We start from the raw sequence: 24,657 nt of genomic DNA on the forward strand, positions 1-24,657 counted from the left end.
CCGTAGCGGGGTGCAAATATAGATACCTTTTTTAATACAACAATGACTTTTTTATATTAATTTCTTAATTATTTTTTAACCGCTTTTTATAACCTTATTTTTAAGGGGTTATGAGTTGATTATTTTTTGTTAGTGAGTAATTGTTTGGATTAGGAAACAGGAATTAGGTAATAGGGATTAGAAATTAGTGGTAGTAGTTTGGTGTTTTGTTGTTGGTTTATCTGCGTTAAGGATAGAAGCGGCATCCTTTTGGCTAGGTTTAAATGAAAAATGTTTCTCCTTATTATATGTATACTATAATATAGTATGAATATGATTATTAAAAAAAGTAGCCAAAAGATATAGCGGATAGCCTGACTTTACTTAACTCCTAAAAAGTTAAGTAAAGGAACGCCCAAGAAATTACATAAAGAAATTCCATACTACTCCGAAGCGAACTGCGAAATCTCTGTATGGGTGGTTTGGTGCTGAGTAATAATTATAGCCTGTCCATGCTGAATTTAAGTGTTCTGCTTTTAAGTAGATTCTGGTTTGGCGAATTTTTGCATTTATAAAGAAATCCATTCTAGGGAATGCTCCGTATTTTTTTTCGGTTTGCGTGTAGAATTCTGCCAAAACAGGATCGTAAGCATTCATATAATACTTAGTAAAGTAATTGAATGTAACTCCTGTTTGTAGAAACAGTGCGTTTTTAAAGAAATGGTTGGAATAGTATAAGGTGTTTCGGGTTACAAACTGTGGCACATTTAAAGTTTGCGCATCGTCCTGAACATTTTGATACATTACCGTATTATACAATCCTAGATTTTTATATCTAATATCTTTTTCTACTTTAAGCTTTAAGTAGTTTATAGTATTGGTGTTTTGAAATGGCTTTACCATACCATCGAATTCACTTTTAGCAAAAAACATATGGTCGCTAATGGAAGTAAAATTTAGGGTTAAATTTACAAACTTGTTTGATTGTAATTGAAACTCTAGATCTTGGGTTTTGGTGTTATTGAAATTATTCTGCCAGTTATAGTTTTTATAATCGTGTTGATATAAAAGGAAGTTATAATTAGCTGCTTTTGAACTAGAGTTAATCTTAGCACTAAGTTTTATATCATTACTTATTGCGTATGCGGCTTTAGCCGTAAGATAGTTTCCGTCGAAATCTCCAGAAATGTTTACTCCTAACTCTCCTTGTAACTCAAATTTGTTTATAGTTTTAGCATAAGAAGCTCCTACTCCAAAAACGTTCCCTTTTAATCGGTTTGTAATTTTGTTTCCGTTTAACACCAATACATTATCATAGCCATAATTAAAATCGTTATGATTTACATTAAACTGAAAGTTTCCAAGAGTTTTGTTGGTGTATCTTAGATTCAGTTCGTTGTATAGGTTTTCTAGCGTTACTCTTTTACTTATATCTCTTGGTTTAAATGATTCACCAAAATAACTATTTTCACTAACTTGGTCGAATTGAAAAAATTTGTCTTCGAATGAAATAATATGACCTAGACTTAGATTGTTGTTTGAGAGCGAATCCTTTTGCTGTACTATATAATATAGGTGATCTAAACGAAAACGTTTTCCTTTTAATATACTCTCGGCATCTTCAAAATTCACTTCAAGAACTCCCCTATCTTTAAATTCTGGATCTCCATTTTCAAAATAGATTAGGTTACTATCTTTTAATCCGCCATTTTCTTCATTCATTAAATCCTGTGCTACAAAATGCGCATTGGCTATGTAGCGGTTATTTTTGGTATTATATGAAGTTGTGAATCTGAAATTCCCTGTACTTGTGAGTTGGTGTTGGTATTTACCAATGGAACGCATTCCTTTATAAGCAATAGAGAAATTTAGTTGTGGCGATGTATTTACCGTTAATAAAGCGTCTAATTGTTGCCCTTGTGTAAAGGCTGTTTTATAATACAAATCGGTTAACGGGGTTGGCACACGATAGTAATTAATATCCTCTACTTCCATAAAGTTGAAGTGCCTTGCTCTTGCACCAAAAAGAGGCATAAGCTTATTGTTTGCAAATTGATAAGCTAGTGAATTATAGGTTTGCCCCACATTGGCAAATTGTAACAACTCGAAGTTATCTTTTCGTAAGTAATTAAATTTATACTCTTTTTTTATAGTAAGCGTAGTATCTAAATGTACCGAATCTCTTTTATGAGAAATTATTAGATAGTCGGTAATTTTAGCATCTTCATTTTTAACAACATTATTACTTCTGTCTCTACCGAAACTAGATGATAAACTGTCGTTTAAAATATTGTTTTGATTATTGTTTTGCGAAGGTCTTTTTTGTAATTCTTGCTTTGGCGAAACTTGTGAGTACCCAAAATGAAAAACACTTAACAAAAAGAATATAAGAATTTTTTGCTTCATAATTATTTTTTAGACCTTGCAACTGCCTAAAGCAGATTATTAATTTTTGTAAGCCTCTACTAAAGCTTTGGTGTTTAAGGTGACAAAAATAGAAAATATCTTATAGGTATAATTACAATTATACGATTTATAATTACTCCTTAATATTAAGATTAACATAAATGCTGAAATTAAATTATTCGGAATTAAAAATGGAATGCGGAACAGATGAAGCTGGCAGAGGCTGTTTGGCCGGACCTGTGACTGCTGCTGCTGTAATTTTGCCATGCGATTTTACAAACAATATTCTTAACGACTCCAAGCAACTAAGCGAGAAAAAGCGAGAAGTCTTAAAGCCTATTATTGAAACAGAAGCACTACACTTTGGCATTGCACACGTTTTTCAGGATAAAATAGATGAGATCAATATTCTTAATGCTTCCATTTTAGCCATGCATCAATCCATTGAAGCATTAAGGCAAACTCCAGAATTTATTATTGTAGATGGCAATAAATTCAAACCATACAAGGACATTCCACATGAAACGATTATAAAAGGAGACGGGAAATATCTTAGTATTGCTGCAGCTTCTATTTTAGCAAAGAACTATAGAGATGCGTATATGAATAAGATTCATGAAGAATTCCCAATGTATAATTGGAAAAAGAATAAGGGTTATCCAACCAAAGAACATCGAGAGGCAATTAAAAAGTACGGCATCACCAAATACCACCGAAAAACATTTAGATTACTTCCGGATCAAATACAACTAGACATATAAAATTTATAAACTATTAATACTTGAATGTACTTCTTATATTTGTACAAATTCTTACATGCATGAAAAAAATTTGGAACCTTCTTTTATTTTTAATTTTACTTAGTAGCTGTAATAATGCTAATAAACATGTAAACCCAACAGATTATATTCCAGAAAATGCTTCCGTAATAATTCCTATTCATAATTTAGAAAGTTTAAAGAGCAATTTAAATAATAGTGACTTTTTAAATGAACTTTCTAAAAGTAAAACTTACGAAAATCTAAGTGAAAAATTAGAGAACCTAAAACACTTAAATACTACCAATCTGCTTTTACTTTGTTTTAATTATGACGAACAAAACAACTTACATTATACGATAATCACTAAACAAACGGCAGATTTATTTGCAGTCGATTCCCTTCCAAATATTAAAGTTGAAAGCTATCCGTTTCAAAAGATATCTATTAACAAAACTGAGATTGAAAAGAACATCACCTACAACACTTTTAAAGACAGTATATTTATAGCTTCTTCCAGTAAACATATTTTAGAAAAATCACTTACTACCAAAAATAAAAACGAAGATTTAAAAAGCATCTTAAGAACCACCGATGATACCAAAGCTTTTTCTATTCTTATAAATAACAAAGAACAAAAACCTGCACAATCTATATTTATTAAGGATTCCATTCCGTTTAAATCATTCACCAATAATACACTTGTAGATGCAGATATAAGTCAGGATAATTTCATTTTAAGCGGTATCACTAAAGCAACAGACTCTACTAAAAGTCTAATTAATGTTTTTAAAAACAGTGTAGCTAAGGTTAATAAAACAGCCAATATCGCTCCTAGTAATAGCGATGGCTTTATGAGTTTTACTTTTGATGATTTTGCTGTTTTTAATAAAAATCTAAAACTACACAGACAAGATTCTTCTGAAACTAGCAGCTCCCTTTTTGATAATATTATTGAAGTTGGAGTTATTTACGAAGGAAATAACCAAGCAGTAGTTTTAAACTCTTTAGACGCTATTGCCACAAAAGACGCTTTATTAAATGAGCAAAACTTAGCGGACACCTATAGACAAATTGAAATTTTTGATTTTAGTGAAACTGCATTATTTAATAAAACTTTTTCGCCATTTATAACTTCTAGTAAAGCTAATTATTACGTTAATATAGATGACTTTTTCGTGTTTGCTAACAATAAAGAAACTTTAGAAAACATTATTGCAAACTACCAGAATAAAACTACTTATGGTGAAAGAGATTATTACCAAGACACCACCGTCCACTTAACAGACGCTTCCTCATTATTAATAGTCACCAATAACCCTACATTAGAAAATCATATTCAAAAGAATTTAGGAGAAGAGTTCGATATAAGACTAGACTCATACAAAGCTTCGGCATTTCAATTTGTATACGATAACAATTTCGCTCACGTGAATATTATAATTAAAAAGAACAAAACAAGAGCTAGAGAAAATTCTATTACCGAATTATACAACATCAAATTAGATGCAGATTTATTAATCAACCCGCAATTAGTAAAAAACCATATTACAAATCAAAAAGAAATCATAGTTCAAGATATTAAAAACAACCTATACATGATTTCAAACAAAGGAAAAGTACTTTGGAAAAAACAGCTTCCGGGTGCAGTTCTTGGTCAAATACAACAAATAGACATGTATAAAAACGGAAGATTGCAGCTTGCTTTTGCTACTTCCAATAAAGTATATGTTTTAGATAGAAACGGAAAGGAAGTCGCTCCGTTTCCTTTGAATTTCAAAGATGCTATTACGCAACCACTTTCGGTTTTTGAGTATGACAATAATAAAAAATACCGCTTATTAGTAACACAAGGTAAAAACGTACTTATGTACGATGCCAAAGGAAAAACAGTAAAAGGCTTCAAATTTAATTCTGCTGAAAGCGCTATCAACCACCAACCGCAGCACTTTAGAATTGGCAGCAAAGATTATTTAACCATAAAAACAGACAATAAACTTTATATTCTGGATAGAGTTGGAAAAATAAGAGTCCCTATAAAAGACAAGTATGAGTACTCCAAGCAAGCTGTATACTTATATAACGATAAGTTTACAACCACCACAAAGGACGGAAAACTTGTAAGTATTACAACCAAGGGGTCTAGCGCTAGCCAAAACTTAAACCTTGGCAATAAGCACCATTTAGTTACCACTAGCAGAACTTTGGTAGCACAAACGGATAATAAACTAACTATTAAAAATAAAACCTTAGAGTTAGATTTTGGTAATTATGATATTCCGAAGTTATTCTATTTAAATAACAAGATTTATGTTTCAGTAACCGATTTACAGTCGCAAAAAGTTTATTTATTTGACAGCAATGCCGAACTTCAAAATAACTTCCCTGTTTACGGTACTTCTGCAATAGAACTAGATAATTTAGACAAAGACAGAAACTTAGAGTTTGTAACAAAAGGTGAAAGTAATTCGGTTTTAATATATCAGATAAATTAATAAAATTAAAAGCAATCTAAGAACCTAAATAGGAAAAGCTGAAGTAAAATGCTTCAGCTTTTTTATGTCTATTCCTAGCAAAATGATTAGTATTGTATTCTTAAATTCTACATTATGATTACACGTAAAAACGCATCTATATCAAAATTTATAATTCACAAAGTTGGTAATAAACACAACAGCACAAAAAACGCATTTTCTAACAAAACTGTAGATTTTGACGAGGCTAGTTATGACCTTATGCTGCCTTTTTTATTAAGACCTTTTGGTAGTGTGGTGCAGAGTTATCGCTTTAACCACCATGCCGATGTTCGTTTAAACGAAATCAATAATTACTCTGACACCATTTTTAATGATGACGATGCTTTTGTAGAAACTTCTCAGAATATCGTGAAGCATTTGTACGAGCAATCCAACTCCTCACAAATAAAAACAGGTGACGTTTTAGTGGTTCTTTTTGAAGGAATTGAACACAAGGAAATGACCACAAATGCTCTTGGTATTTTTAAAATTGAAAACAAAATAAACTTCTTTCAAACCTTTTTAGAAAATGACAATTACGATGTATTGGTTCAAAAAGGAATCAGTTCTAAAAAAGTAGATAAAGGATGCTTGATTTTAAACCAAAACGATATGGAAGGACGAATCGTTTTAAGTGCAGACAACAATAATTACGATGCACAATATTGGACAAGTCATTTCTTAAATATCAAGTTTGCAGACGATGCAAATAATCACACACAGAACTACCTGGAACTTTGTAAAGAATTTTCAGAAGAAATTATTAAAACCTCTTACGGGGAACAAGAAAGAAATACTTTTTTAGCAAAAACAATTGATCATTTTAAAGAAAATGAAATAGTAAATGTAGAACGTTTTATAGATGAAGTTTTTGAAGAAGAAAAACAAAAAGTCGCTTTTGAAGACTATAAGAAAACTTTTGAAGGAGAACAGAATGTTTTAATTAGAAATCAATTTGATGTAGCTGAAGCTGTTGTTAAAAAAGAAAAGAAAAAGTTTAAAACCGAAATTAAACTAGACACCAACATACAAATCAAACTAGATATTGATGCACCAGATGCTTCCACCGAATATCTAGAGCGTGGTTATGATGAAGACAAAAAAATGCATTATTATAAAGTGTTCTTTAATGTAGAAGGATAATATGAGATTTAAAATTGACAAGTTCGTAATAGCCATCCTTATCGTAATAGTTGTCGCTTACTTGTTTCCTTCTTTAGGAAGCAAAGAAAGCACTATCCCTTTCGATACTATTGGCTCTATTGGGATTTCGTTAATTTTCTTTTTCTACGGATTGAAGTTAAGTCCGGATAAAATTAGAAGCGGATTAAAAAACTGGAAGCTACATCTTTTGGTTCAGCTCACTACTTTTTTGTTTTTTCCTCTTCTTGTAATTGCTTTTAAACCATTAATAAATACTGAGGCTACTCAAACACTTTGGCTTTCCTTTTTATTTTTGGCTGCACTTCCATCTACAGTTTCCTCATCAGTAGTTATGGTTTCTATTGCAAAAGGAAATATTCCTGCCGCAATTTTTAACGCAAGTATTTCCGGATTAATTGGCATTGTAGTTACACCATTATGGATCGGTTTGTTTTTAAAACAATCTACTACAGACTACAATATACAATCCATTTATATTTCCCTTATTACACAAATTTTACTTCCTGTTATTTTAGGGATTATTTTACAGAGGTTTTGGGGGAAGTTCGCTTTAAAATATAGTAAGCAGCTTACTTTATTTGACAAGTCTATTATACTACTTATTATTTATAAAAGCTTTGCAGAATCTTTTGCTGAAGATCTTTTCGGTTCAGTAAAAGCTACCGATTTACTATTACTTTTCGCGATAGTAATTGCTTTATTCTATATGGTATATTTTATAACTGGATTTATTTCTAAGAAATTACATTTTAATTCAGAAGATAAAATAACGGCACAATTCTGCGGAACTAAAAAGTCTCTAGTTCACGGAACTGTTTTCGCTGACATTTTATTTCCAAGCAGCATGTCTATTGGCTTTATTTTACTTCCGCTAATGGTTTTTCATGCTGCACAAATTTTCATTGTGAGCATTATAGCTACTCGTTTAGCTAAAAGAGAAAATATTCTTGAATAGACTAAAAAAGAAACCTAAAGTGCTTCTGTCTTCAATTTGAATTCTGCTTCAAAAAGTGCTGTAAAATGCTTCAGAAGTTTTTCTTTTACTTCTTCTTCATTTACTTCTTTTTTACCTAATTCAACATTTAAAGAAGTAACTGCTTTTCCGCGAATACCACAAGGAATCATATTATCAAAATAACCTAAGTCGGCATTTACATTTAATGCAAATCCGTGCATGGTTACCCAACGAGAAGCACGCACACCCATTGCGCATATTTTTCTAGCAAATGGTGTTCCTACATCAAGCCAAACACCAGTTTCACCAGGGCTACGCTCGGCTTCTACTCCGTATTCCGCAAGGGTAAGAATAATCATTTCTTCTAACAAACGAAGATATTTATGTATATCTGTAAAGAAATTATCAAGATCTAAAATTGGGTAACCAACAATTTGTCCTGGTCCGTGATAAGTGATATCTCCTCCTCTATTTACCTTATAAAAACTAGCTCCTTTTTCTGTAAGTTGCTCTTCGTTTATTAATAAATTAGACATATCTCCACTTTTTCCTAAAGTATAAACGTGTGGATGCTCTACCAATAAGAAGTAGTTTTTTGTTGGAGTAGTTGACTCCTCTCTCCTATTCTTGATTTTTGCATCTACTATAGATTGAAATAAAGACTCTTGGTAATCCCAAGTTTCCTTATAATCTTTTAATCCTAAATCCTGTAATTCTATTGTTTTGTTCAAAGCAATTATGGTATTTAATACTCTGCAAATATACGTTTTTTATTGCTTAGGATTATTCAAAATTACTAGTGCAGCTATAACTCCTGGCACCCAACCACAAAGCCATAAAATAAAAACAATTAAGATAGAACCGCATCCTCTATCTAAAACAGCTAAAGGCGGACAAATGATTGAAAGTAGTACTCTCCAAAAACTCATATAATATATTTTAATGATACTTCTAAACTTCTATCGTAACTATATAACCACAAAGGAAGTAAAGATTGATTTGATTAATGACAATTATTAGACGTTGTTTCTTCTAATTTGTTACAAAGCATTATCTTTGCTGATTCTTTAAAACAAAATACAAATTAAATGTCTCAATTATCTGAACAAGAATTAGTACGAAGAGATAAGTTAGCCAAATTAAGAAATTTAGGCATTAATCCTTATCCTGCAGATTTATATCCTTTAACCCACCTTACAGGTGAAATAAAGAAGAATTTTAAAGAAGGCGATAAAGTTAAAATAGCTGGGCGTTTAATGTCAAGACGTATTCAAGGTAATGCTAGTTTTGCCGAACTACAAGATAGTGAAGGTAGAATTCAAGTATACTTTAATAGAGATGAAATATGTCCAGGTGAAGACAAAAGCAAATACAACGACATATATAAAAAATTACTAGATATAGGTGATTTTATTGGTATAGAAGGAGATTTATTCACCACTAAAGTTGGTCAAAAAAGTGTACGTGTAACAGACTTCACTTTATTAAGTAAATCTTTAAAACCATTACCATTACCAAAAGAAGATGCAGATGGTAATTTACATGATGCTTTTAACGATCCAGAATTACGTTACAGACAACGTTATGCAGATTTAGTAGTAAACCCAAAAGTAAAAGAGGTTTTCATTAAGAGAACAAAACTTTTTAACGCAATGCGTAACTTCTTTAACGAAGCGGGTTATTATGAAGTAGAAACTCCAATTTTACAACCTATTCCTGGAGGAGCAGCTGCTAGACCATTTATAACACACCACAACAGTTTAGATATTCCTTTATACATGCGAATTGCTAATGAGCTTTATCTAAAACGTTTAATTGTTGGTGGATTTGATGGAGTTTATGAGTTTTCTAAAAACTTCAGAAATGAAGGAATGGACAGAACACATAATCCAGAATTCACTGCCATGGAAGTTTATGTAGCTTACAAAGACTACAACTGGATGATGGATTTCTGTGAGAAATTGTTAGAACATTGTGCTATTGCAGTAAACGGAACTACAAAGGTTACTTTTGGAGAACATGAAGTAGATTTTAAAGCTCCTTATGCTAGAGTAACCATGGCCGACTCTATCAAGCATTTCACAGGATTTGATATCACTAGTAAAAGTGAAGATGATATTCGTGAAGCTGCTAAATCTATGGGTATTGAAGTAGACGATACGATGGGGAAAGGGAAATTGATTGATGAAATTTTTGGTGAAAAATGTGAAGGAAACTATATACAACCAACTTTCATTACAAACTACCCAAAAGAAATGAGTCCGTTGTGTAAAGAGCACCGTGACAATCCTGATTTAACAGAGCGTTTTGAATTAATGGTTTGTGGTAAAGAAATAGCGAATGCTTATTCTGAACTTAACGACCCTATTGATCAACGTGAGCGTTTTGAAGACCAGTTGAAACTTGCTCAAAAAGGAGATGACGAAGCTACAGAGTTTATAGATCATGACTTCTTACGTGCTTTAGAGTACGGAATGCCTCCTACATCCGGAATGGGGATTGGTATGGACAGATTACTTATGTACTTAACCAACAACCAAAGTATTCAAGAGGTATTATTCTTCCCGCAAATGCGTCCGGAGAAAAAAGCTTTAGCTATTAGTGATGAAGCAAAAGAAGTTTTAAAAATCTTAAAAGACGCTGAAAAATTAGAGCTTACAGATTTAAAATCTAAATCTGGTTTAAGTAATAAGAAATGGGATAAAACCATAAAAGAACTTACTAAAAACAATCTAGCTAAAGTAGAGAAAACAGACGAAGGCTTATTTGTTGAAATAGTATAAATTATTATTTCTGCTTTCGCGGAAATCTATATACCAAAAAGGAACTACAGAACGTAGTTCCTTTTTTTTATTCTAATTAACTGCTGAAAATATCGTAACTTAATACGGAATTAAATAACTGAAGCTATGAAAAAGATACTATATATATTAACGATATTGCTTCTTACCAATATAACTTCAGCCTACGCTCAACAAACTATCAATCAGCAAAAGTCCATTGTAAACTTTCACATTTCCGGAGGCGTATTCTTTAAAGTAAAAGGGACTTTTACTGGAATGCAAGGTGATTTTAATTTTGATAGCAAGGCAATAGAAAACGCAAACTTTCAAATCTGTATAGATGCTGAAACAATAAACACAAGCAACAACAAAAGAGACAATCACTTACGTAGTCCTGATTTTTTTGAAACAGAAACATACCCTAAAATTTGTTTCCAATCTAAACAGGTAGTAAAATCGGCATCAGGATATACTACTATAGGAAACTTAAGCATTCACGGAGTTACAAAAGAAGTAGAAATTCCTTTTACTTTTGAAAATAATATTTTTACAGGAAACCTTACTATCAATAGGTTTGATTATGATATAGGTCTTGATTTTGGAACCTTTCGTGTAGGCAGAGAAGCTTCAGTAACCATAACATGTGTTATAGAATAATTAGGTTTCTATTCCCTTTTCTTCTTTAAAACTTTATTCTACTTTAGCGAAAAATTCCCTCCATGAAACCTTTTATCACAAAATACTTTTTTCTTTTTTTTATTAGCATAACATCTTATGCGCAAAACCATAATACCTATTACCAAAGCGTAGTTGATAATGTTTCTGCTTCAAATATTCTTGCCGATTTAACAAGTTTTGAAAACTTCGGCACTAAAAGAGTGGGTACAACTGCATTAACAAATACAGAAAACTGGATTACTTCTCGTTATCAAAATTTGGGTTATACAGACATTGAACTACAACCCTTTTCATATAATAGAGGTACAAGCAACAATATCATCGTAACAAAAACTGGAACCGTTTATCCAAACACATATATAATTATAGACGCACATTACGACACTTTAAATGGCCCAGGAACAAATGACAATGGAAGTGGCACCGTTTTATTATTAGAGCTTGCAAGACTTTTAAAAGATGTAAATACCGAATACTCTATAAAATTCGTTCATTTTAGTGGTGAAGAAGACGGACTTATAGGAAGTCAGTATTACGTTGACAATACGGTATCTCCTCAAAATTTAGATATTAGATTGGTATTTAATATCGATCAAGTTGGCGGTGTAAGCAATCAAACAAACAATAGCATTACTTGCGAAGAAGACAGAAGTTCTCCAACCGGAAACAATAGTGCTTCATCTGCAATGACGAGTATTTTGGCGAATTGCATAGAATTGTATTCTAATTTAACAACGCAATTATCCTATGCATACGGATCCGATTATGTTCCTTTTCAATATAACGGAGAAGTAATAACAGGCTTATATGAAGCTAATGAATCTCAATACAGTCATACTGCTTCAGATGTTTTATCCAACATGGATCCTAATTATTTATATGAAGTAACCAAAGGCTCTCTAGGTGCATTATTAGAATTTGCAGTTAGCTCAGAAACTTTAAGCATTTCACAAAACGATAAGGAAACTTTTAAATTGTATCCAAACCCTAGTAGTAACGGAATCGTATATTTAAGCAGTAATGCTTCATTAAATAATAGCAGTATAAAAATTTATGACGTATTAGGAAAAGAAGTTTTTAGTAAATCGAATTTACAAAACCTAGAAAGACTTCATCTGAAAAAGTTACAAAAAGGCGTATATATTGCCGTTATAAAAAACAAGCATACTAGCATTACAAAGAAATTAATTTTGAATTAGAACGATATTTCAAATTGAATCATCAATAAAAAAAGGCTTCCTATATAACTCGGAAGCCTTTTTTATTTTATAAAATGGATACTTCTATAATCCTAGCACCTCTTTTCCTTGTTCAAAAACGACATCTACTGGAATATTAGCAGAGCTTAATTTATCTAAATCAGCTTGTAATTCTTCATAAATCATTCCTTTTTCAGCTACTAATTTTGCTACTCCATCATAATCTCCATTTCCTTGAAGCGTCAAGATAAGCTTAGATAAATCTTTCATAGCAGTTTCCATCTTATCAAAATTAACTTTAAAAGTACCATCTTCATTTTGACTAAAAGCACCTTGTTCTTTAAAGAAATTAAAGCGAATCATATTGGCTTTTCCGTGAGCAGAAGAAGCTCCAAAACGTACTGATCTAAAAATACCAGCCATAAAAGTCACCATATTATCTTTTATATCTTCCTTCAATTCTCCTTTTGCATGCAACTGTTGAATCATATATAAACCAAGAATATCTGCCTTTCCTTCTTCTAGAGCACTTGCGTGTTCTTTTAATGCTTCACGAACAGTTCCTTTTCCGTTGATAGTATTTTTAATTCCTAGTCCGTGAGCAACTTCGTGAAACATAGTGTTTGCGAAAAATGCATCAAAAGTTACGTGTTTACGTTGACTTTCATCAATTAAAACATCTGAAATAGGTAACACAATTTTATCGAATTTTGCCTGCATAGCGTTCTTCAACTGCAATCTTCTTGTTCCTTTTTGCAGTTGAACTTCTTCGTCATTTGGTAAATTAATAGCAATTGTTTTTCCTCCCGAATTACAATCGCCTGCATAATACACCACATCGTATGCATTTAAATCGCTATCTGTTCCAGGAGTTTCTTTTTTATACGCTGCATCTACCGGAAGTCCTTTTTGTAATTCTGGTAAATAGGCAGAAAATTTTGCTAAACGTTCGCTCCATTCTTGATCTTTAATAAGTACATAACCCTCATGAGCAGCTTTATTTCCAAAAAGTTGATCTTCATAAGTTTCAATCGGGCCAATTACAATATCCAAAGTATTTGTTTTCATATCCATCCAAGCCAAATCACTTGCTTGATACTCGTCATTAAGTAATGCGGCAGCACGTAACTCAAGGTAATTTTTTAAACCTGCATCATCTGCAAGTTTTGAAGCTTCTAATAATAAATCTGAAACTTCTTTTACTTCCGTTTTAAACTTCTCGTGGTAAGGAATGGTATATAATTTTCCGTTTTCATCTCTACGAACAAAATTATAAATACTAGATTTATCTTCCATTTCGGCAGAAGCAAACTCTTCTTTAGTCATATTTTTTGGATAAAAATTTGCTCCGTCTGGCTTTTCACCTACCCCATCTACAAAGGCTTTGTTTCCGTTTAATCGGTCCCATGGTCCGTAATTAATTTCTACAAACTTCTTTGTGTCTTCATCTGTGATACCATTTAATAACGCATCTTTATCTCCATAAGCTTCATACCAAAATAAATCGTTCATTTTGTTAGCCGCATCTATTAAAAGAGGAAGCATTTTTCGTTCGTTGTCTGTTAAAGAGCTTAAATCTGCCGATAGTTTTACTGGCACATACTTGTTTAAATTCTGTTGCATTTCCGTAGGTTTTACATCTTCTGTTACAAGAACTTTTTTCCCTTGCTCTTTACAAGAAAAAGCAAAAACTGTTGTCATTAAAAGGATTGCTATTCGTTTCATTATCTTAGTGTTTTAGTTATCTTTACAAAGATAGCCAAATAGTTAGCAACCTTATAAACTATAAATGGCCTATAATTACTAATCATTTAAAATTTATACTTATGAAAAAATATCATATACTTCTCGGCTTATTCCTTACCTTATTTATAATGAATTGCGAAGGACCAGCAGGACCTCCTGGAGCAAACGGTTATGACGGACAAGACGGTATTGACGGTTCTATATTTGAAGCTCCTGTTTTTGAAATTGACGTTGACTTAGCACCAGACCCAAACACGAATACTTATTCTTTTAGAGAAACCTTCTCTGCACATGGCATTCAACTTTATAATAACGATGCGATTTTGGTGTATAGATTAGAGGAAGTAGATAACGGACTAGACGTTTGGCGACAATTACCGCAACCTTTTATTACCGATTTAGGTTTGATGTTTTATAATTTCGACTTTACACAGTTGGATTATACCATTTATTTAGAACCAGATTTTGATGCGAATGCTGTATCACAAAACATGGTAACAAATCAAATATTTAGAGTGCTAATTATTCCTGCTGAAGTAAGTTTATCTGACACAGACAAGTCTATAGATAATGTCATGAAAGCTATAGGAGCTACTGAGGAAGACGTCATTCGCTTTTAAAAAAATACGCCTTTCAGACTACACTTCACAGTCGAATACTCGCTAACAGAAACGTTAATAGCGAGTTAAAAAGGTTTCTTGCTTTAAACCATTAGCCAATTACAAAGTCAAAGAAATAACAAACATTAAAAAATATAGTTATGAAGAAATTAATAATAGTAACATTAGCTTTTGTAAGTATTCAACTATCTGCCCAAGAGCGAAAAGCAATGAAAGCAGATGTATCGGCAGAAGAATTTGCCCAGTTACAAACTAAAAAAATGGTTTTAGCCTTAGATTTAACCGAAGAACAGCAAAAAGAAATTTCTAAAATTCATTTAGAAAATGCTAAAGTTAGAAAAGCTGAAATGGAAACTAGAAAGCTTAGAAAAAATGCTGAAGAAAAGCCTACTAAGGAAGAAATTCTTAAAATGAAGAACAATCGTTTAGATGCTCAAATTGCAACCAAGCAAAAGTTGAAAAGTATTTTAAGCGCGGAACAATATGAAAAGTGGGAAAAGCTTCAATCTGAGAAAAGAAATAAAGCAGGGAAAAGAAAAATGATTTCTAAAAAGAAACGAATGCATAAAGGAGAAGATAAGTCTAGCTTAAAAAAGCATCAGAAATAATCGGATTCGAAATTAGTCTAATTAAAAAAAGCTCCTCAAGAAGTTTCTTGAGGAGCTTTTTTATTTATAAGGTTTTTGCAACTGCATCTACCGCTGCAATGGTTTTATCTAAATCTTCATAGCTTAAAGCATCTGTTATAAACCAAGTTTCAAAAGCACTTGGTGCTATATAAACGCCATTATCTAACATACCATGGAAGAATTTTTTAAATGTTTCGTTATTACCTTTAGCCGCTGTTTCAAAATCTACAACAGCACCTTCATCAAAATGAACAGAAATCATTGACCCCACTCTATTTATAGTGTGAGTAATATTATTTTTTGTTAAAGCTTCTACTATACCGTTATGTAAATAAGCTGTTTTTTCTTCTAAACGAGTATAAATTTCCGAATCTTTATTTAATTCCTGTAGCATCGCTAATCCAGCAGCCATTGCTAATGGGTTTCCACTTAAAGTTCCTGCTTGATATACTGGACCTAAAGGAGCTAAATGACTCATAATTTCTTTATTTGCAGCAAATGCTCCAACTGGTAAACCTCCACCAATTACTTTTCCGAAGCAAACAATATCTGCTTTCATATTAAAAAGCTCTTGAGCTCCTCCTTTTGCAAGGCGGAAACCTGTCATAACCTCATCAAAAATTAAAAGAATATCATTAGCATCACATACTTCTCTTAATTGCTTTAGAAAATCATTCTGTGGTGGAATACACCCCATATTACCAGCAACTGGCTCTAGAATAATACAAGCTATTTCGCCTTTGTTGGCTTCTATAATTTGCTTTACATTTTCAATATCATTGTATCTAGCAAGCAAAGTATCTTTTGCTGTTCCTTGTGTAACTCCCGGACTATTAGGAGCTCCAAAAGTTACGGCTCCGCTTCCCGCTTGAATTAAAAACGAATCGCTATGCCCATGATAACAACCAGCAAATTTGATGATTTTATCTTTTCCGGTATAACCTCTTGCTAATCTAACCGCACTCATACATGCTTCGGTTCCTGAGTTCACAAAACGAATCATATCTATATTTGGAACCATAGAAACTGCTAATTCTGCAATTTGTGTTTCAATTTCTGTTGGTGTTCCAAAGGAAGTTCCCTTTTTGGTTTTCTCTACAACCGCATCTACAACCGGCTTATATGCGTGCCCTAAAATCATAGGACCCCAGGAATTTATATAGTCTATATATTTATTATTGTCTTCATCTACTAAGTAAGCTCCTTTAGCCTCTTTAATAAATATTGGAGTTCCTCCTACTGCTTTAAAAGCTCTAACAGGGGAATTTACACCTCCAGGAATTACTTTTTCTGCTTGTGCAAATAATGCACTACTACGTGTATAGTTCATAATATATTAATAATCTTTTGGCATTGGTTTTACAAAAAGTACTTGACCAATATGAATATCTGTTCCTTCTAATCCGTTTAATTCTTGAAGGTCTTTTACAGAAATATTAAACTTTCTTGAAATAGAATATAAGGTATCGCCTTTGGCAACGGTATGCTTATCATTATTGATTAAAGACTTCCCTAAAACCTCAGCATCTAATTTGTATAATTGATAACGCTCAATTAAACTAATAAGCTTGTCTGGATATTTTCTGTCGGTTGCATAACCAGCTGCTCGTAATTCTTTTGCCCATCCTTTATAATCGTCTTGTTCTAATTCGAATAACTTACTGTATCGTTTTCTTTCGGTTAAGAATAAAGAATGATCTCTAAAAGAATATTTAGAGTTATTATATTTTCTGAAGCACTCCTGCAAAGCATCATCATCATGGTAAATTCTAGCTCCTGTCCATTCGTGACATTTAATTCCGAAGTGATTATTTGCTTCTACCGAAAGTCTTCCTCTTCCAGAACCAGACTCTAAAATTCCCTGAGCAATAGTGATACTTGCAGGAATTTTATATTTACGCATTTCGTCTTTTGCTATATCGCTATATATGGCAATATATTCTTCTGTAGGATTTGCATATACTTCTGGAATATGAGCTGGAGCTTCATCTGTTTTTGGAGTTTCTTCTTTAGGAGATACTTTTGGAGTTCTATCTACTTTAACCGTTCTGTCTTTTGTAGTTCTTTTTTTAGTAACTACTTTTTTACTAGAACCACAACTAAAAGCAAATAGCAATAAAAAGCATATAACAAATACTTTCTTCATTTTCATTATTGAATACATGGCAATTTTTTCTTTTTTAATACATTATTCATACCTGCAATCCCTTGCAATCCTCCTGTGTGAATTGCTAATATTTTGGCTTGTTCTGGAAAAAATCCTTTTTTCATTAAATCTTGAATTCCAAACAGCATTTTTCCAGTATAAATAGGATCTAAGGGTATATTTTTTTCCTTCTTAAACTGATTGATAAAGCTAATTAAATGGGTATTCACCTTGGCATAACCACCAAAATGATAATCGGTAATAAGCTCCCAATTTGTTTTGCTGGTAAATTTACTAATTTCTTCTTGTAAAAAGTCACCTTTTAGCGCCGGAAATCCGAGAATCTTTTGGTGATGTAAACTAGCATTGATTATTCCTGAAATGGTTCCTCCTGTTCCAACCGGACAGCAAATAAAATCGAATTGCGCGTCTTCTTTGGCTAAAATTTCTTCACAGCCCTGAACAGCTAGACTATTGGTGCCCCCTTCAGGAATAAGATAAAAATCCCCGTAAGTAGCTTTTAATAATTCTATAAAATAATTTTTGTGTTTATTTCTGAAGTCTTCTCTGCTAACAAATTTAAATTGCATTCCACAATCTGAAGCGAAGGAAAGTGTAGGATTTTGTTTCACTTTTTTCTGAAGCTCCTCCCCTCTTATAACTCCTATAGTTTTAAAACCATACTCTTTTCCTGCTGCAGCTACTGCCGCTATATGATTAGAAAAAGCTCCTCCAAAAGTTAATAAGGTGGTTTGTTGTAGTTTTTTTGCCTCTAATATATTCCATTTTAGTTTCCGAATCTTATTTCCAGATATAAACGAATGATTTAAATAATCTGGTTTTAAATAAAGCTGACTGTTCAAACTAATATTTACTTGATCTGGTAGGGTAATCACGTATAGTAGTGTTAAAAATAATCTAGACAAATATACGAATTGCATAGAGGACAGTATCGAGAATAAATGCTAAATTTTTAAGTGACTTTCATACGGGGTCACTACGGAGTCACTACGAGATATAAAACTAACAATAAATGGGTATAAATTTCACCTACAAACAATAATCTAATTTGCAATTTCTTCAAACGAAAACAGCACAAACAACTAGGATTATTATGCTTTCCACTTCGTTTTAACAAAAAATGATAATTTTCCTGAAAAAAGATAAATGATACATTATTATATTTTCATATATTTAACAACAAATTAATAGCGAATTCATTTCTGTTAAGACTCCCAAATCTATAACAAGAAGGCTTTGCTATATAACTAACTTAATAGCAAATGAAACAAACCTACCTAAACCTAACTATGGAGTATGGTATCAAGCACGCCTTTAAATCTTTTTCTTTAGTATTTCTGCTTTTAGCTTCTGTAATTGGTTATTCACAAACAACTCATATATCGTCAACTAGCGATGGTGGTTTTGAAACCGGAAATACATTTGCTGCCAATGGTTGGACTGCGACAGCAGGAAATCCAAATGAAAATCAATGGGTATGCGATTCAGGTTCCACTGGCCATACAGGAGCAAGAGCTGCATATATTACCGACTCAAGGAACGCAAATCCTCCTACACATACGTATGACATTGGAACTACAAGTGTTTCACATATATACAGAACAATTACAATTCCTGCTTCCAATTCTAATATCACTTTAAATTTTGATTGGAAAGGTCGTGGAGAAAGTTCCTTTGACAAAATGCAAGTTTGGTTAGTACCAACTATCTACACCCCAACTTATGGAAATAAAATAACCTCCACCGGAACAGCTCCAACAGGAAAAGTTCAAATAGGCACAAACTATAGCGCACAGACCAATTGGATAAATACCACACTAATTATTCCTGCATCCTACGCAGGCACTACATTCAGACTAGTTTTCGAATGGAGTAATGATGGTAGCGTAGGAACAAACCCACCTATTGCTATCGACAATATTTCATTAATTTCTAATGTAGCTACCCCTCCCTCAAACGACGAGCCTTGTAATGCTATTGCAGCACCAGTAAATGCCGATCTAAATTGTGGAAGCGTGGCTTCAGGAACCTTAGCGTTCGCAAGTAACTCCAATGCAACTACTACCTGTAATGGCACACCTAATGATGATGTTTGGTTTAGCTTTACGGCAACATCTACAGTTCATCATATAAACCTTAATAATATTTCTGGGAGTACCACAGATCTTTATCATGCAGTTTATAGCGGTGATTGCGCTACATTAAACTTAATCACAGGTACCTGTAGCGATCCAAATGAGAGTATTGTTGGGGGGCTTACAATAGGAGCAATCTACTATGTTCAAGTTTATTCATGGAGCAACGCAACTCACAATTCAACATTCAATCTCTGTATAGGTACCCCGCCTCCGCCGCCAGCGAATGACGAATGCTCCGGAGCTATTAGCCTTACAATTAACCTTGATGATAGCTGTACTGCCACGACAGCTGGAACCATACTAAACGCTAGTAATTCTGGAGTTAACCCTTGCTCTGGTATTCCAAACGATGACGTATGGTACACATTTGTCGCTACAAACACGGCGCACACGGTCGACTTACTGAATGTTACCGGAAGCACAACAGACTTATACCATGCGGTATATGCCAACAACCCTTGTACGGGATCAACCACAGCTCTTACTTGTTCAGACCCCAATAACAGTACAACTACAGGACTAACAATTGGAACCACCTATTATGTTCAAGTATATTCATGGTCTGCAAGCTCTGGAGCAACCACAAATTTTGATATCTGTATTGGAACCCCCCCCCCATGCACCACACCTAATACACCGACAGGACCTATAACTTTTGGAACGGTTACAGATGACTCAATTGCCGGTTCATTCAACGCTTCTGTACCAACAGCTAATAATTATTTAGTGATTAGAAGCTTATCCGCAACACCACCCACAATCGCAAACGGAACAACCTACACAAACGGTCAAACGTTTGGAGCCTATACGGTAGTTGATACTGATAATGACACTAATTTTACAGCAACAGGCTTAACACAGACCACCACATATTATTTTTATGTGTATGCATTTAATAACGATGAATGTTCAAGTGGACCAATGTACAGCAACACCTCTTTAAATGGAAATGCAACTACAGTTTTACCTACCTACTGCATCCCTTCATCTACAAATACATTAGACTTTATAGATGACTTTACAACTTCAGGCGCCTCAACAAATATCAATCATACAGCTTCTGGGTTTTCACCAAACGGCTATGGCGACTTTACAAGCTCACATAATATAACTCAAATTAATGGCGGGACTATCAACTTTACAGCCACACACGGAAGTACAGAAAGTTACCAAATGAATATCTGGGTAGATTGGAATAACGATTTAGATTTTGATGATGCTAATGAAAAAGTTTTTGACTCGTCTGCATATGCAAATATAATAAACGGGAGTTTTATCGTCCCAAACACAGCCCCTGCTGGCTCTTACAGAATGCGTATCCGTACAGATTGGAGCTCTCCAGATGTTAGCCCATGTGGCTATGATGATCGTAGTGAAACACACGATTACACTTTAAATGTAACCCCATTAAACTGTACAGCCAACCCACAAACCTTAACAGCCGAATCTAACACCACTACGACAGCTACAATTAGCTGGACACATCCTTCACCACAACCAGGAAATGGATATGATTATATTATTTCAACAGACAATACAACATCCACTCCTGCTGGCGATATATCCGGTACAACCACCGGAACTACAATATCTTTAACAGGATTAACACCAGGCACAACCTATTATGTGTTTGTTAGAGGAAACTGTAATGCTACAGATCAAGGTTACTGGCTAACTACTCTGTTTGCAACTGGCTGTTCAGATACTGTTTTCACACCAACAACATGCCCAACAATTATAGATGTACAAGGAAATGACCCTTTTACTGCCAATCCTTTTGTGTCTGACCCACAAGCAAATATAAGTTGTGAATTTCCTACTGTTACCTTAAAGGTGAATTCAAATTTACATGAAACCTCAAGCTATAAAGTTGAAAAAATAAGCTATCCAAATCCCGCACCAATTTACGACTTTAGCTACTCTACCGGAAGTCAAACGGTTACAACAGACGATTATTGGGCTGACAACAAGACCAATTTAGAGTTTCCTTTTTGTTACTACAACAACACCTATACACAAACCCTTATTGGAGCAAACGGTATGATAACATTTAATAGCGCAATAAATCCTGGCAGCTCTAGTGGATATTCATTTAATGAAAACCTACCTAGTACTGCCGGAGCCTTATTCGAACAAACAATCTATGGTGTTTATCATGACATAGATCCTTCAGGTTTAGCCGGACAGCCAATTAGAAGTCGAATAGTAGGCGCTGCTCCATGCAGACAATTTCAAGTTTCTTGGAACAACATCCCTATGTTTAGCGACAACTCGATACTTTATACAGGAATGATTGTTTTGCATGAAACCACAAACATTATTGAAGTATTTATACAAGAAAAACGTATCGACAACAATAATATTTCCCCTTGGAATAACGGAAATGCTATTGTGGGTATTCAAGGTGCCAATACAGACAGCAGCCCTAGCAACCCGGCTAATGAATACACGGTTGCACCATGCAGAAATGGCCTAGATCCTAATTGGGAAACCTTTAATGAAGCTTGGCGATTTACACCTAATGGCGCTAAAATCAATCCTGATTCTGTTACTTGGTATTCAGCTAGCAATGGCGGTGTAGGTGGAATCCCTATAGGAACAGGCATCACTTTAAATGTCAATTCAGAAGACACCTATTTTGCCGTTTCACAGTATACATTGTGTAGTGGGCCTGTCATGCTTACAGATGATATTGTTGTAACCGCCAACAAAAAAGTATGGAACGGCTCGGCAAGTACAGATTGGTTTACCAGTGAAAACTGGACTCCAACGGGAGTACCTACCAACCAAGACTGTGTTGTTATTCCAGATGTAGCAACGACTTCTAATCGCTCTCCACTTGTTGTGGCCTCAGCTACTAGCGTAGGTTTAGGAAAAACCTTATTGGTAGAAACCAATGGGTATTTAGAGCTATTACCAGACGCCGGCTTGATTATAACAGATGATATTACCGTAGATGGTAAATTGATTTTAAGAAATAACTCTAACCTGATACAAGTAACCAATACAGGCATTACCAATGCGGGTAACATACAGATGCAACGGGTAGTTAACAACCTAACACCTCAAGATTACGTGTATTGGTCTTCTCCAGTTGAAAATTTTGCAGTAACAGCTGTATCTCCAGGATCAAACAGAATATACAAATGGCTACCAACTACTGCTACCATGTATGGAAATTGGCAAGCTACTACTGAAATTATGGAAGCAGCTAAAGGCTATATTATTCGCGGAGTTACTGGCACAAACCCTGAAGGTGTAGCAGCAGCCAATACCGTGGAGTTTACAGGAGTACCAAGAAATGGAAGGCTTCAAATTCCTATCATGCATGGTGGTTATACTGGAGCAGATTATGCTGGTGCTGGGGATACAGATGCAACAGAATTAGACGACAATTGGAATTTAATAGGAAACCCATATCCTTCTTCTATCTCTGCCGATTTATTTATAGCAGTAAACGGAGGTATATTAAGCGATACACCAGACCCAAACACACCTGCTATTTATGGAACCGTGTATGTATGGACTCATGCCACTGCACCAAGCACCATAGAAGATCCTTTTTATGGTGACTATGTGTACAACTATAATAAAAACGACTATATTGGTTACAATAGTACTGGCTCGAACCCTGCTGGGTTTAGTGGGAATATTGCCGCTGGTCAAGCATTTTTTGTACTCATGGATCACAATGCAAGTTCACCTTCTATGGTAACATTCAATAATAGCATGCGTTATAATAATTCCATGCCTACAAACCTGTTCCCTTATGATAATTCACAATTTTTCAGAACATCCCAAATAGATCCTGTACTAACAAATAGAAATGCTTTAGAAAAACACAGAATATGGCTAGATTTAATCGCTCCAAACAATCGTGCTAATTCAATTTTGGTAGGGTATATTGAAAATGCTACTGATGGTATTGATAAACTTTACGATGGTATCGAATTAAGTGAAACAAGCACGCGCTTCTACTCTATTATTGAAGATGAGAAAATGGCCATTCAAGGAAAAGCGCTTCCGTTTGAAGATTCAGACACGGTACCTCTAGGGGTTGTAATTCCGCAAGCAGGAAACTATACTATTGCTATTAACACTATGGACGGTTTGTTTGAAAACACTTTCCAAGACATCTTTTTAGAAGATACTTACACAGGTATCATTCACGACTTAAGAGTCTCTCCTTATAGCTTAAACATAGATGCAGGAACCTATAACGATAGATTCATTTTACGATATACAAACGAGACATTAAGCATCGAAAATCATAACCTTGCTTCGGGGTTAGAAATTTATACTCCTAATAATAATTCGATAGAAATAAAATCTAAAAGCACGATACAACGTGTAAGCGTATATGACTTATTAGGTAGAACGCTTGAAAATCATAATAATATTAATTCTACAAACTTCAGCATAAACAACTACAGCTATGCAGTTGGAACTTATATTGTAAAAGTTACTTTAAGCAACGGAGCTCAAAAATCACAAAAAGTAGTTTTAAAACGCTAGTAATATTTTAAAAAACTGTAAAAAGACCTCGATTTTAAATAATTGAGGTCTTTTTCATTTGTATAAGCCTCGCGTTCAAAAGAAATATTTCTATAAGCTTTAGACCTGCTTCTATATTGCAAGCATCTATATAAAAATTCGGTAAAATAAAGGATATAAAAAGGAAGTACTAGTAATTCTAACTGCTGTCTTAAGTGAATTTTCTCATGATTAATTAATACCTCGTCATTCTTTAAAGCTATGTACTTTAAAAACACAAACGGAAACAAAGCCACTCCGGTATATCCTTTAGGAACTATATATTTTGAGATAAAAATCATAAAATAGTACTTTCAAAAACCCTTCCAAACTTCGTGTTTTCTTAGAAATCTCCCCTAAAAACCAAGGAATTTGTAAACAGGTAT

Annotated in this window: 18 protein-coding genes; 10 read left to right on the plus strand and 8 right to left on the minus strand. The window is 33.7% G+C overall.

Annotated features, from left to right (window positions below; translation table 11 throughout):
- Positions 1–402: 402 nt before the first annotated feature.
- Complete coding sequence (locus tag DU428_RS00005; RefSeq protein WP_072348823.1) at positions 403–2,385, minus strand: putative porin; 1,983 nt, start codon at positions 2,383–2,385, stop codon at positions 403–405.
- A 161-nt stretch (positions 2,386–2,546) separates the two neighbouring features.
- Here DU428_RS00005 and DU428_RS00010 point away from each other — a divergent pair, with 161 nt between their 5' ends.
- The 4 genes from DU428_RS00010 to DU428_RS00025 all read left to right on the plus strand — a co-directional run bounded on the left by DU428_RS00010 (position 2,547) and on the right by DU428_RS00025 (position 7,778).
- Entirely contained in the window at positions 2,547–3,146 is a 600-nt protein-coding gene (locus DU428_RS00010; protein ID WP_072348820.1) for a ribonuclease HII, read from the plus strand.
- Positions 3,147–3,205: 59 nt separating this feature from the next.
- Complete coding sequence (locus DU428_RS00015; RefSeq protein ID WP_072348818.1) at positions 3,206–5,638, plus strand: ribonuclease HII; 2,433 nt, start codon at positions 3,206–3,208, stop codon at positions 5,636–5,638.
- A 114-nt stretch (positions 5,639–5,752) separates the two neighbouring features.
- Positions 5,753–6,802 carry a nucleoid-associated protein gene (locus DU428_RS00020; RefSeq protein ID WP_113965505.1) on the plus strand — a complete coding sequence of 350 codons (1,050 nt, stop codon included), beginning with the start codon at positions 5,753–5,755 and terminating at the stop codon, positions 6,800–6,802.
- A gap of 1 nt (position 6,803) precedes the next feature.
- Positions 6,804–7,778, plus strand: a complete 975-nt coding sequence (locus DU428_RS00025; RefSeq protein WP_113965506.1) for a bile acid:sodium symporter family protein — start codon at positions 6,804–6,806, stop codon at positions 7,776–7,778.
- A 14-nt stretch (positions 7,779–7,792) separates the two neighbouring features.
- Here the strand turns inward: DU428_RS00025 and lipB are convergent, their stop codons facing one another.
- Positions 7,793–8,509 (minus strand): lipoyl(octanoyl) transferase LipB, encoded by a 717-nt coding sequence (lipB, locus tag DU428_RS00030; RefSeq protein ID WP_113965507.1) that lies wholly within the window; start codon positions 8,507–8,509, stop codon positions 7,793–7,795.
- 39 nt (positions 8,510–8,548) lie between these two features.
- Entirely contained in the window at positions 8,549–8,707 is a 159-nt protein-coding gene (locus tag DU428_RS00035) for a YqaE/Pmp3 family membrane protein (protein WP_072348810.1), read from the minus strand.
- Between the two features lie 159 nt (positions 8,708–8,866).
- Here DU428_RS00035 and lysS point away from each other — a divergent pair, with 159 nt between their 5' ends.
- The 3 genes from lysS to DU428_RS00050 all read left to right on the plus strand — a co-directional run bounded on the left by lysS (position 8,867) and on the right by DU428_RS00050 (position 12,438).
- Positions 8,867–10,561, plus strand: a complete 1,695-nt coding sequence (gene lysS, locus DU428_RS00040; protein ID WP_072348808.1) for a lysine--tRNA ligase — start codon at positions 8,867–8,869, stop codon at positions 10,559–10,561.
- 126 nt (positions 10,562–10,687) lie between these two features.
- The gene (locus tag DU428_RS00045) at positions 10,688–11,218 is read left to right on the plus strand and encodes a YceI family protein (protein WP_072348806.1); all 531 of its coding nucleotides are present in this window, start codon (positions 10,688–10,690) and stop codon (positions 11,216–11,218) included.
- Positions 11,219–11,280: 62 nt separating this feature from the next.
- Positions 11,281–12,438 carry a M28 family metallopeptidase gene (locus DU428_RS00050; protein WP_113965508.1) on the plus strand — a complete coding sequence of 386 codons (1,158 nt, stop codon included), beginning with the start codon at positions 11,281–11,283 and terminating at the stop codon, positions 12,436–12,438.
- 84 nt (positions 12,439–12,522) lie between these two features.
- On the opposite strand, the gene DU428_RS00055 is transcribed toward DU428_RS00050, so the two are convergent.
- Positions 12,523–14,163, minus strand: a complete 1,641-nt coding sequence (locus DU428_RS00055) for a dipeptidyl-peptidase 3 family protein (RefSeq protein WP_113965509.1) — start codon at positions 14,161–14,163, stop codon at positions 12,523–12,525.
- Positions 14,164–14,264: 101 nt separating this feature from the next.
- On the opposite strand from DU428_RS00055, the gene DU428_RS00060 reads away from it, so the two are divergent.
- Together DU428_RS00060 and DU428_RS00065 are read left to right on the plus strand one after the other, a co-directional pair.
- Positions 14,265–14,804 (plus strand): collagen-like protein, encoded by a 540-nt coding sequence (locus DU428_RS00060; RefSeq protein WP_123796476.1) that lies wholly within the window; start codon positions 14,265–14,267, stop codon positions 14,802–14,804.
- 140 nt (positions 14,805–14,944) lie between these two features.
- Positions 14,945–15,412, plus strand: a complete 468-nt coding sequence (locus DU428_RS00065; RefSeq protein WP_113965511.1) for a hypothetical protein — start codon at positions 14,945–14,947, stop codon at positions 15,410–15,412.
- Between the two features lie 64 nt (positions 15,413–15,476).
- Here DU428_RS00065 and hemL read toward each other — a convergent pair whose 3' ends face one another.
- Genes hemL through DU428_RS00080 form a run of 3 tightly spaced genes read right to left on the minus strand, consistent with a single transcriptional unit; the run spans position 15,477 to position 18,520 of the window.
- Entirely contained in the window at positions 15,477–16,763 is a 1,287-nt protein-coding gene (gene hemL / locus DU428_RS00070; RefSeq protein WP_113965512.1) for a glutamate-1-semialdehyde 2,1-aminomutase, read from the minus strand.
- A gap of 6 nt (positions 16,764–16,769) precedes the next feature.
- Positions 16,770–17,579 carry a glucosaminidase domain-containing protein gene (locus DU428_RS00075; RefSeq protein ID WP_072348945.1) on the minus strand — a complete coding sequence of 270 codons (810 nt, stop codon included), beginning with the start codon at positions 17,577–17,579 and terminating at the stop codon, positions 16,770–16,772.
- A 5-nt stretch (positions 17,580–17,584) separates the two neighbouring features.
- Positions 17,585–18,520, minus strand: a complete 936-nt coding sequence (locus tag DU428_RS00080) for a 1-aminocyclopropane-1-carboxylate deaminase/D-cysteine desulfhydrase (RefSeq protein WP_113965513.1) — start codon at positions 18,518–18,520, stop codon at positions 17,585–17,587.
- Positions 18,521–18,862: 342 nt separating this feature from the next.
- Here DU428_RS00080 and DU428_RS00085 point away from each other — a divergent pair, with 342 nt between their 5' ends.
- The gene (locus tag DU428_RS00085) at positions 18,863–24,253 is read left to right on the plus strand and encodes a GEVED domain-containing protein (protein WP_113965514.1); all 5,391 of its coding nucleotides are present in this window, start codon (positions 18,863–18,865) and stop codon (positions 24,251–24,253) included.
- Here the strand turns inward: DU428_RS00085 and DU428_RS00090 are convergent.
- Positions 24,250–24,573 carry a hypothetical protein gene (locus DU428_RS00090; RefSeq protein ID WP_113965515.1) on the minus strand — a complete coding sequence of 108 codons (324 nt, stop codon included), beginning with the start codon at positions 24,571–24,573 and terminating at the stop codon, positions 24,250–24,252. The two genes, DU428_RS00085 and DU428_RS00090, sit on opposite strands and share 4 nt — an antisense overlap.
- Positions 24,574–24,657 lie beyond the last annotated feature (84 nt).

This window comes from Oceanihabitans sediminis, from assembly GCF_003337215.1.
Taxonomy (GTDB): domain Bacteria; phylum Bacteroidota; class Bacteroidia; order Flavobacteriales; family Flavobacteriaceae; genus Oceanihabitans; species Oceanihabitans sediminis.

Excerpts from the sequence above, each read along its gene's own strand:
- DU428_RS00005 (WP_072348823.1), bottom strand. The coding sequence starts at position 2,385 with ATGAAGCAAAAAATTCTTATATTCTTTTTGTTAAGTGTTTTTCATTTT.
- DU428_RS00010 (WP_072348820.1), top strand. The coding sequence starts at position 2,547 with ATGCTGAAATTAAATTATTCGGAATTAAAAATGGAATGCGGAACAGAT.
- DU428_RS00015 (WP_072348818.1), top strand. The coding sequence starts at position 3,206 with ATGAAAAAAATTTGGAACCTTCTTTTATTTTTAATTTTACTTAGTAGC.
- DU428_RS00020 (WP_113965505.1), top strand. The coding sequence starts at position 5,753 with ATGATTACACGTAAAAACGCATCTATATCAAAATTTATAATTCACAAA.
- DU428_RS00025 (WP_113965506.1), top strand. The coding sequence starts at position 6,804 with ATGAGATTTAAAATTGACAAGTTCGTAATAGCCATCCTTATCGTAATA.
- DU428_RS00035 (WP_072348810.1), bottom strand. The coding sequence starts at position 8,707 with ATGAGTTTTTGGAGAGTACTACTTTCAATCATTTGTCCGCCTTTAGCT.
- lysS (WP_072348808.1), top strand. The coding sequence starts at position 8,867 with ATGTCTCAATTATCTGAACAAGAATTAGTACGAAGAGATAAGTTAGCC.
- DU428_RS00045 (WP_072348806.1), top strand. The coding sequence starts at position 10,688 with ATGAAAAAGATACTATATATATTAACGATATTGCTTCTTACCAATATA.
- DU428_RS00050 (WP_113965508.1), top strand. The coding sequence starts at position 11,281 with ATGAAACCTTTTATCACAAAATACTTTTTTCTTTTTTTTATTAGCATA.
- DU428_RS00055 (WP_113965509.1), bottom strand. The coding sequence starts at position 14,163 with ATGAAACGAATAGCAATCCTTTTAATGACAACAGTTTTTGCTTTTTCT.
- DU428_RS00060 (WP_123796476.1), top strand. The coding sequence starts at position 14,265 with ATGAAAAAATATCATATACTTCTCGGCTTATTCCTTACCTTATTTATA.
- DU428_RS00065 (WP_113965511.1), top strand. The coding sequence starts at position 14,945 with ATGAAGAAATTAATAATAGTAACATTAGCTTTTGTAAGTATTCAACTA.
- hemL (WP_113965512.1), bottom strand. The coding sequence starts at position 16,763 with ATGAACTATACACGTAGTAGTGCATTATTTGCACAAGCAGAAAAAGTA.
- DU428_RS00075 (WP_072348945.1), bottom strand. The coding sequence starts at position 17,579 with ATGAAGAAAGTATTTGTTATATGCTTTTTATTGCTATTTGCTTTTAGT.
- DU428_RS00080 (WP_113965513.1), bottom strand. The coding sequence starts at position 18,520 with ATGCAATTCGTATATTTGTCTAGATTATTTTTAACACTACTATACGTG.
- DU428_RS00085 (WP_113965514.1), top strand. The coding sequence starts at position 18,863 with ATGAAACAAACCTACCTAAACCTAACTATGGAGTATGGTATCAAGCAC.
- DU428_RS00090 (WP_113965515.1), bottom strand. The coding sequence starts at position 24,573 with ATGATTTTTATCTCAAAATATATAGTTCCTAAAGGATATACCGGAGTG.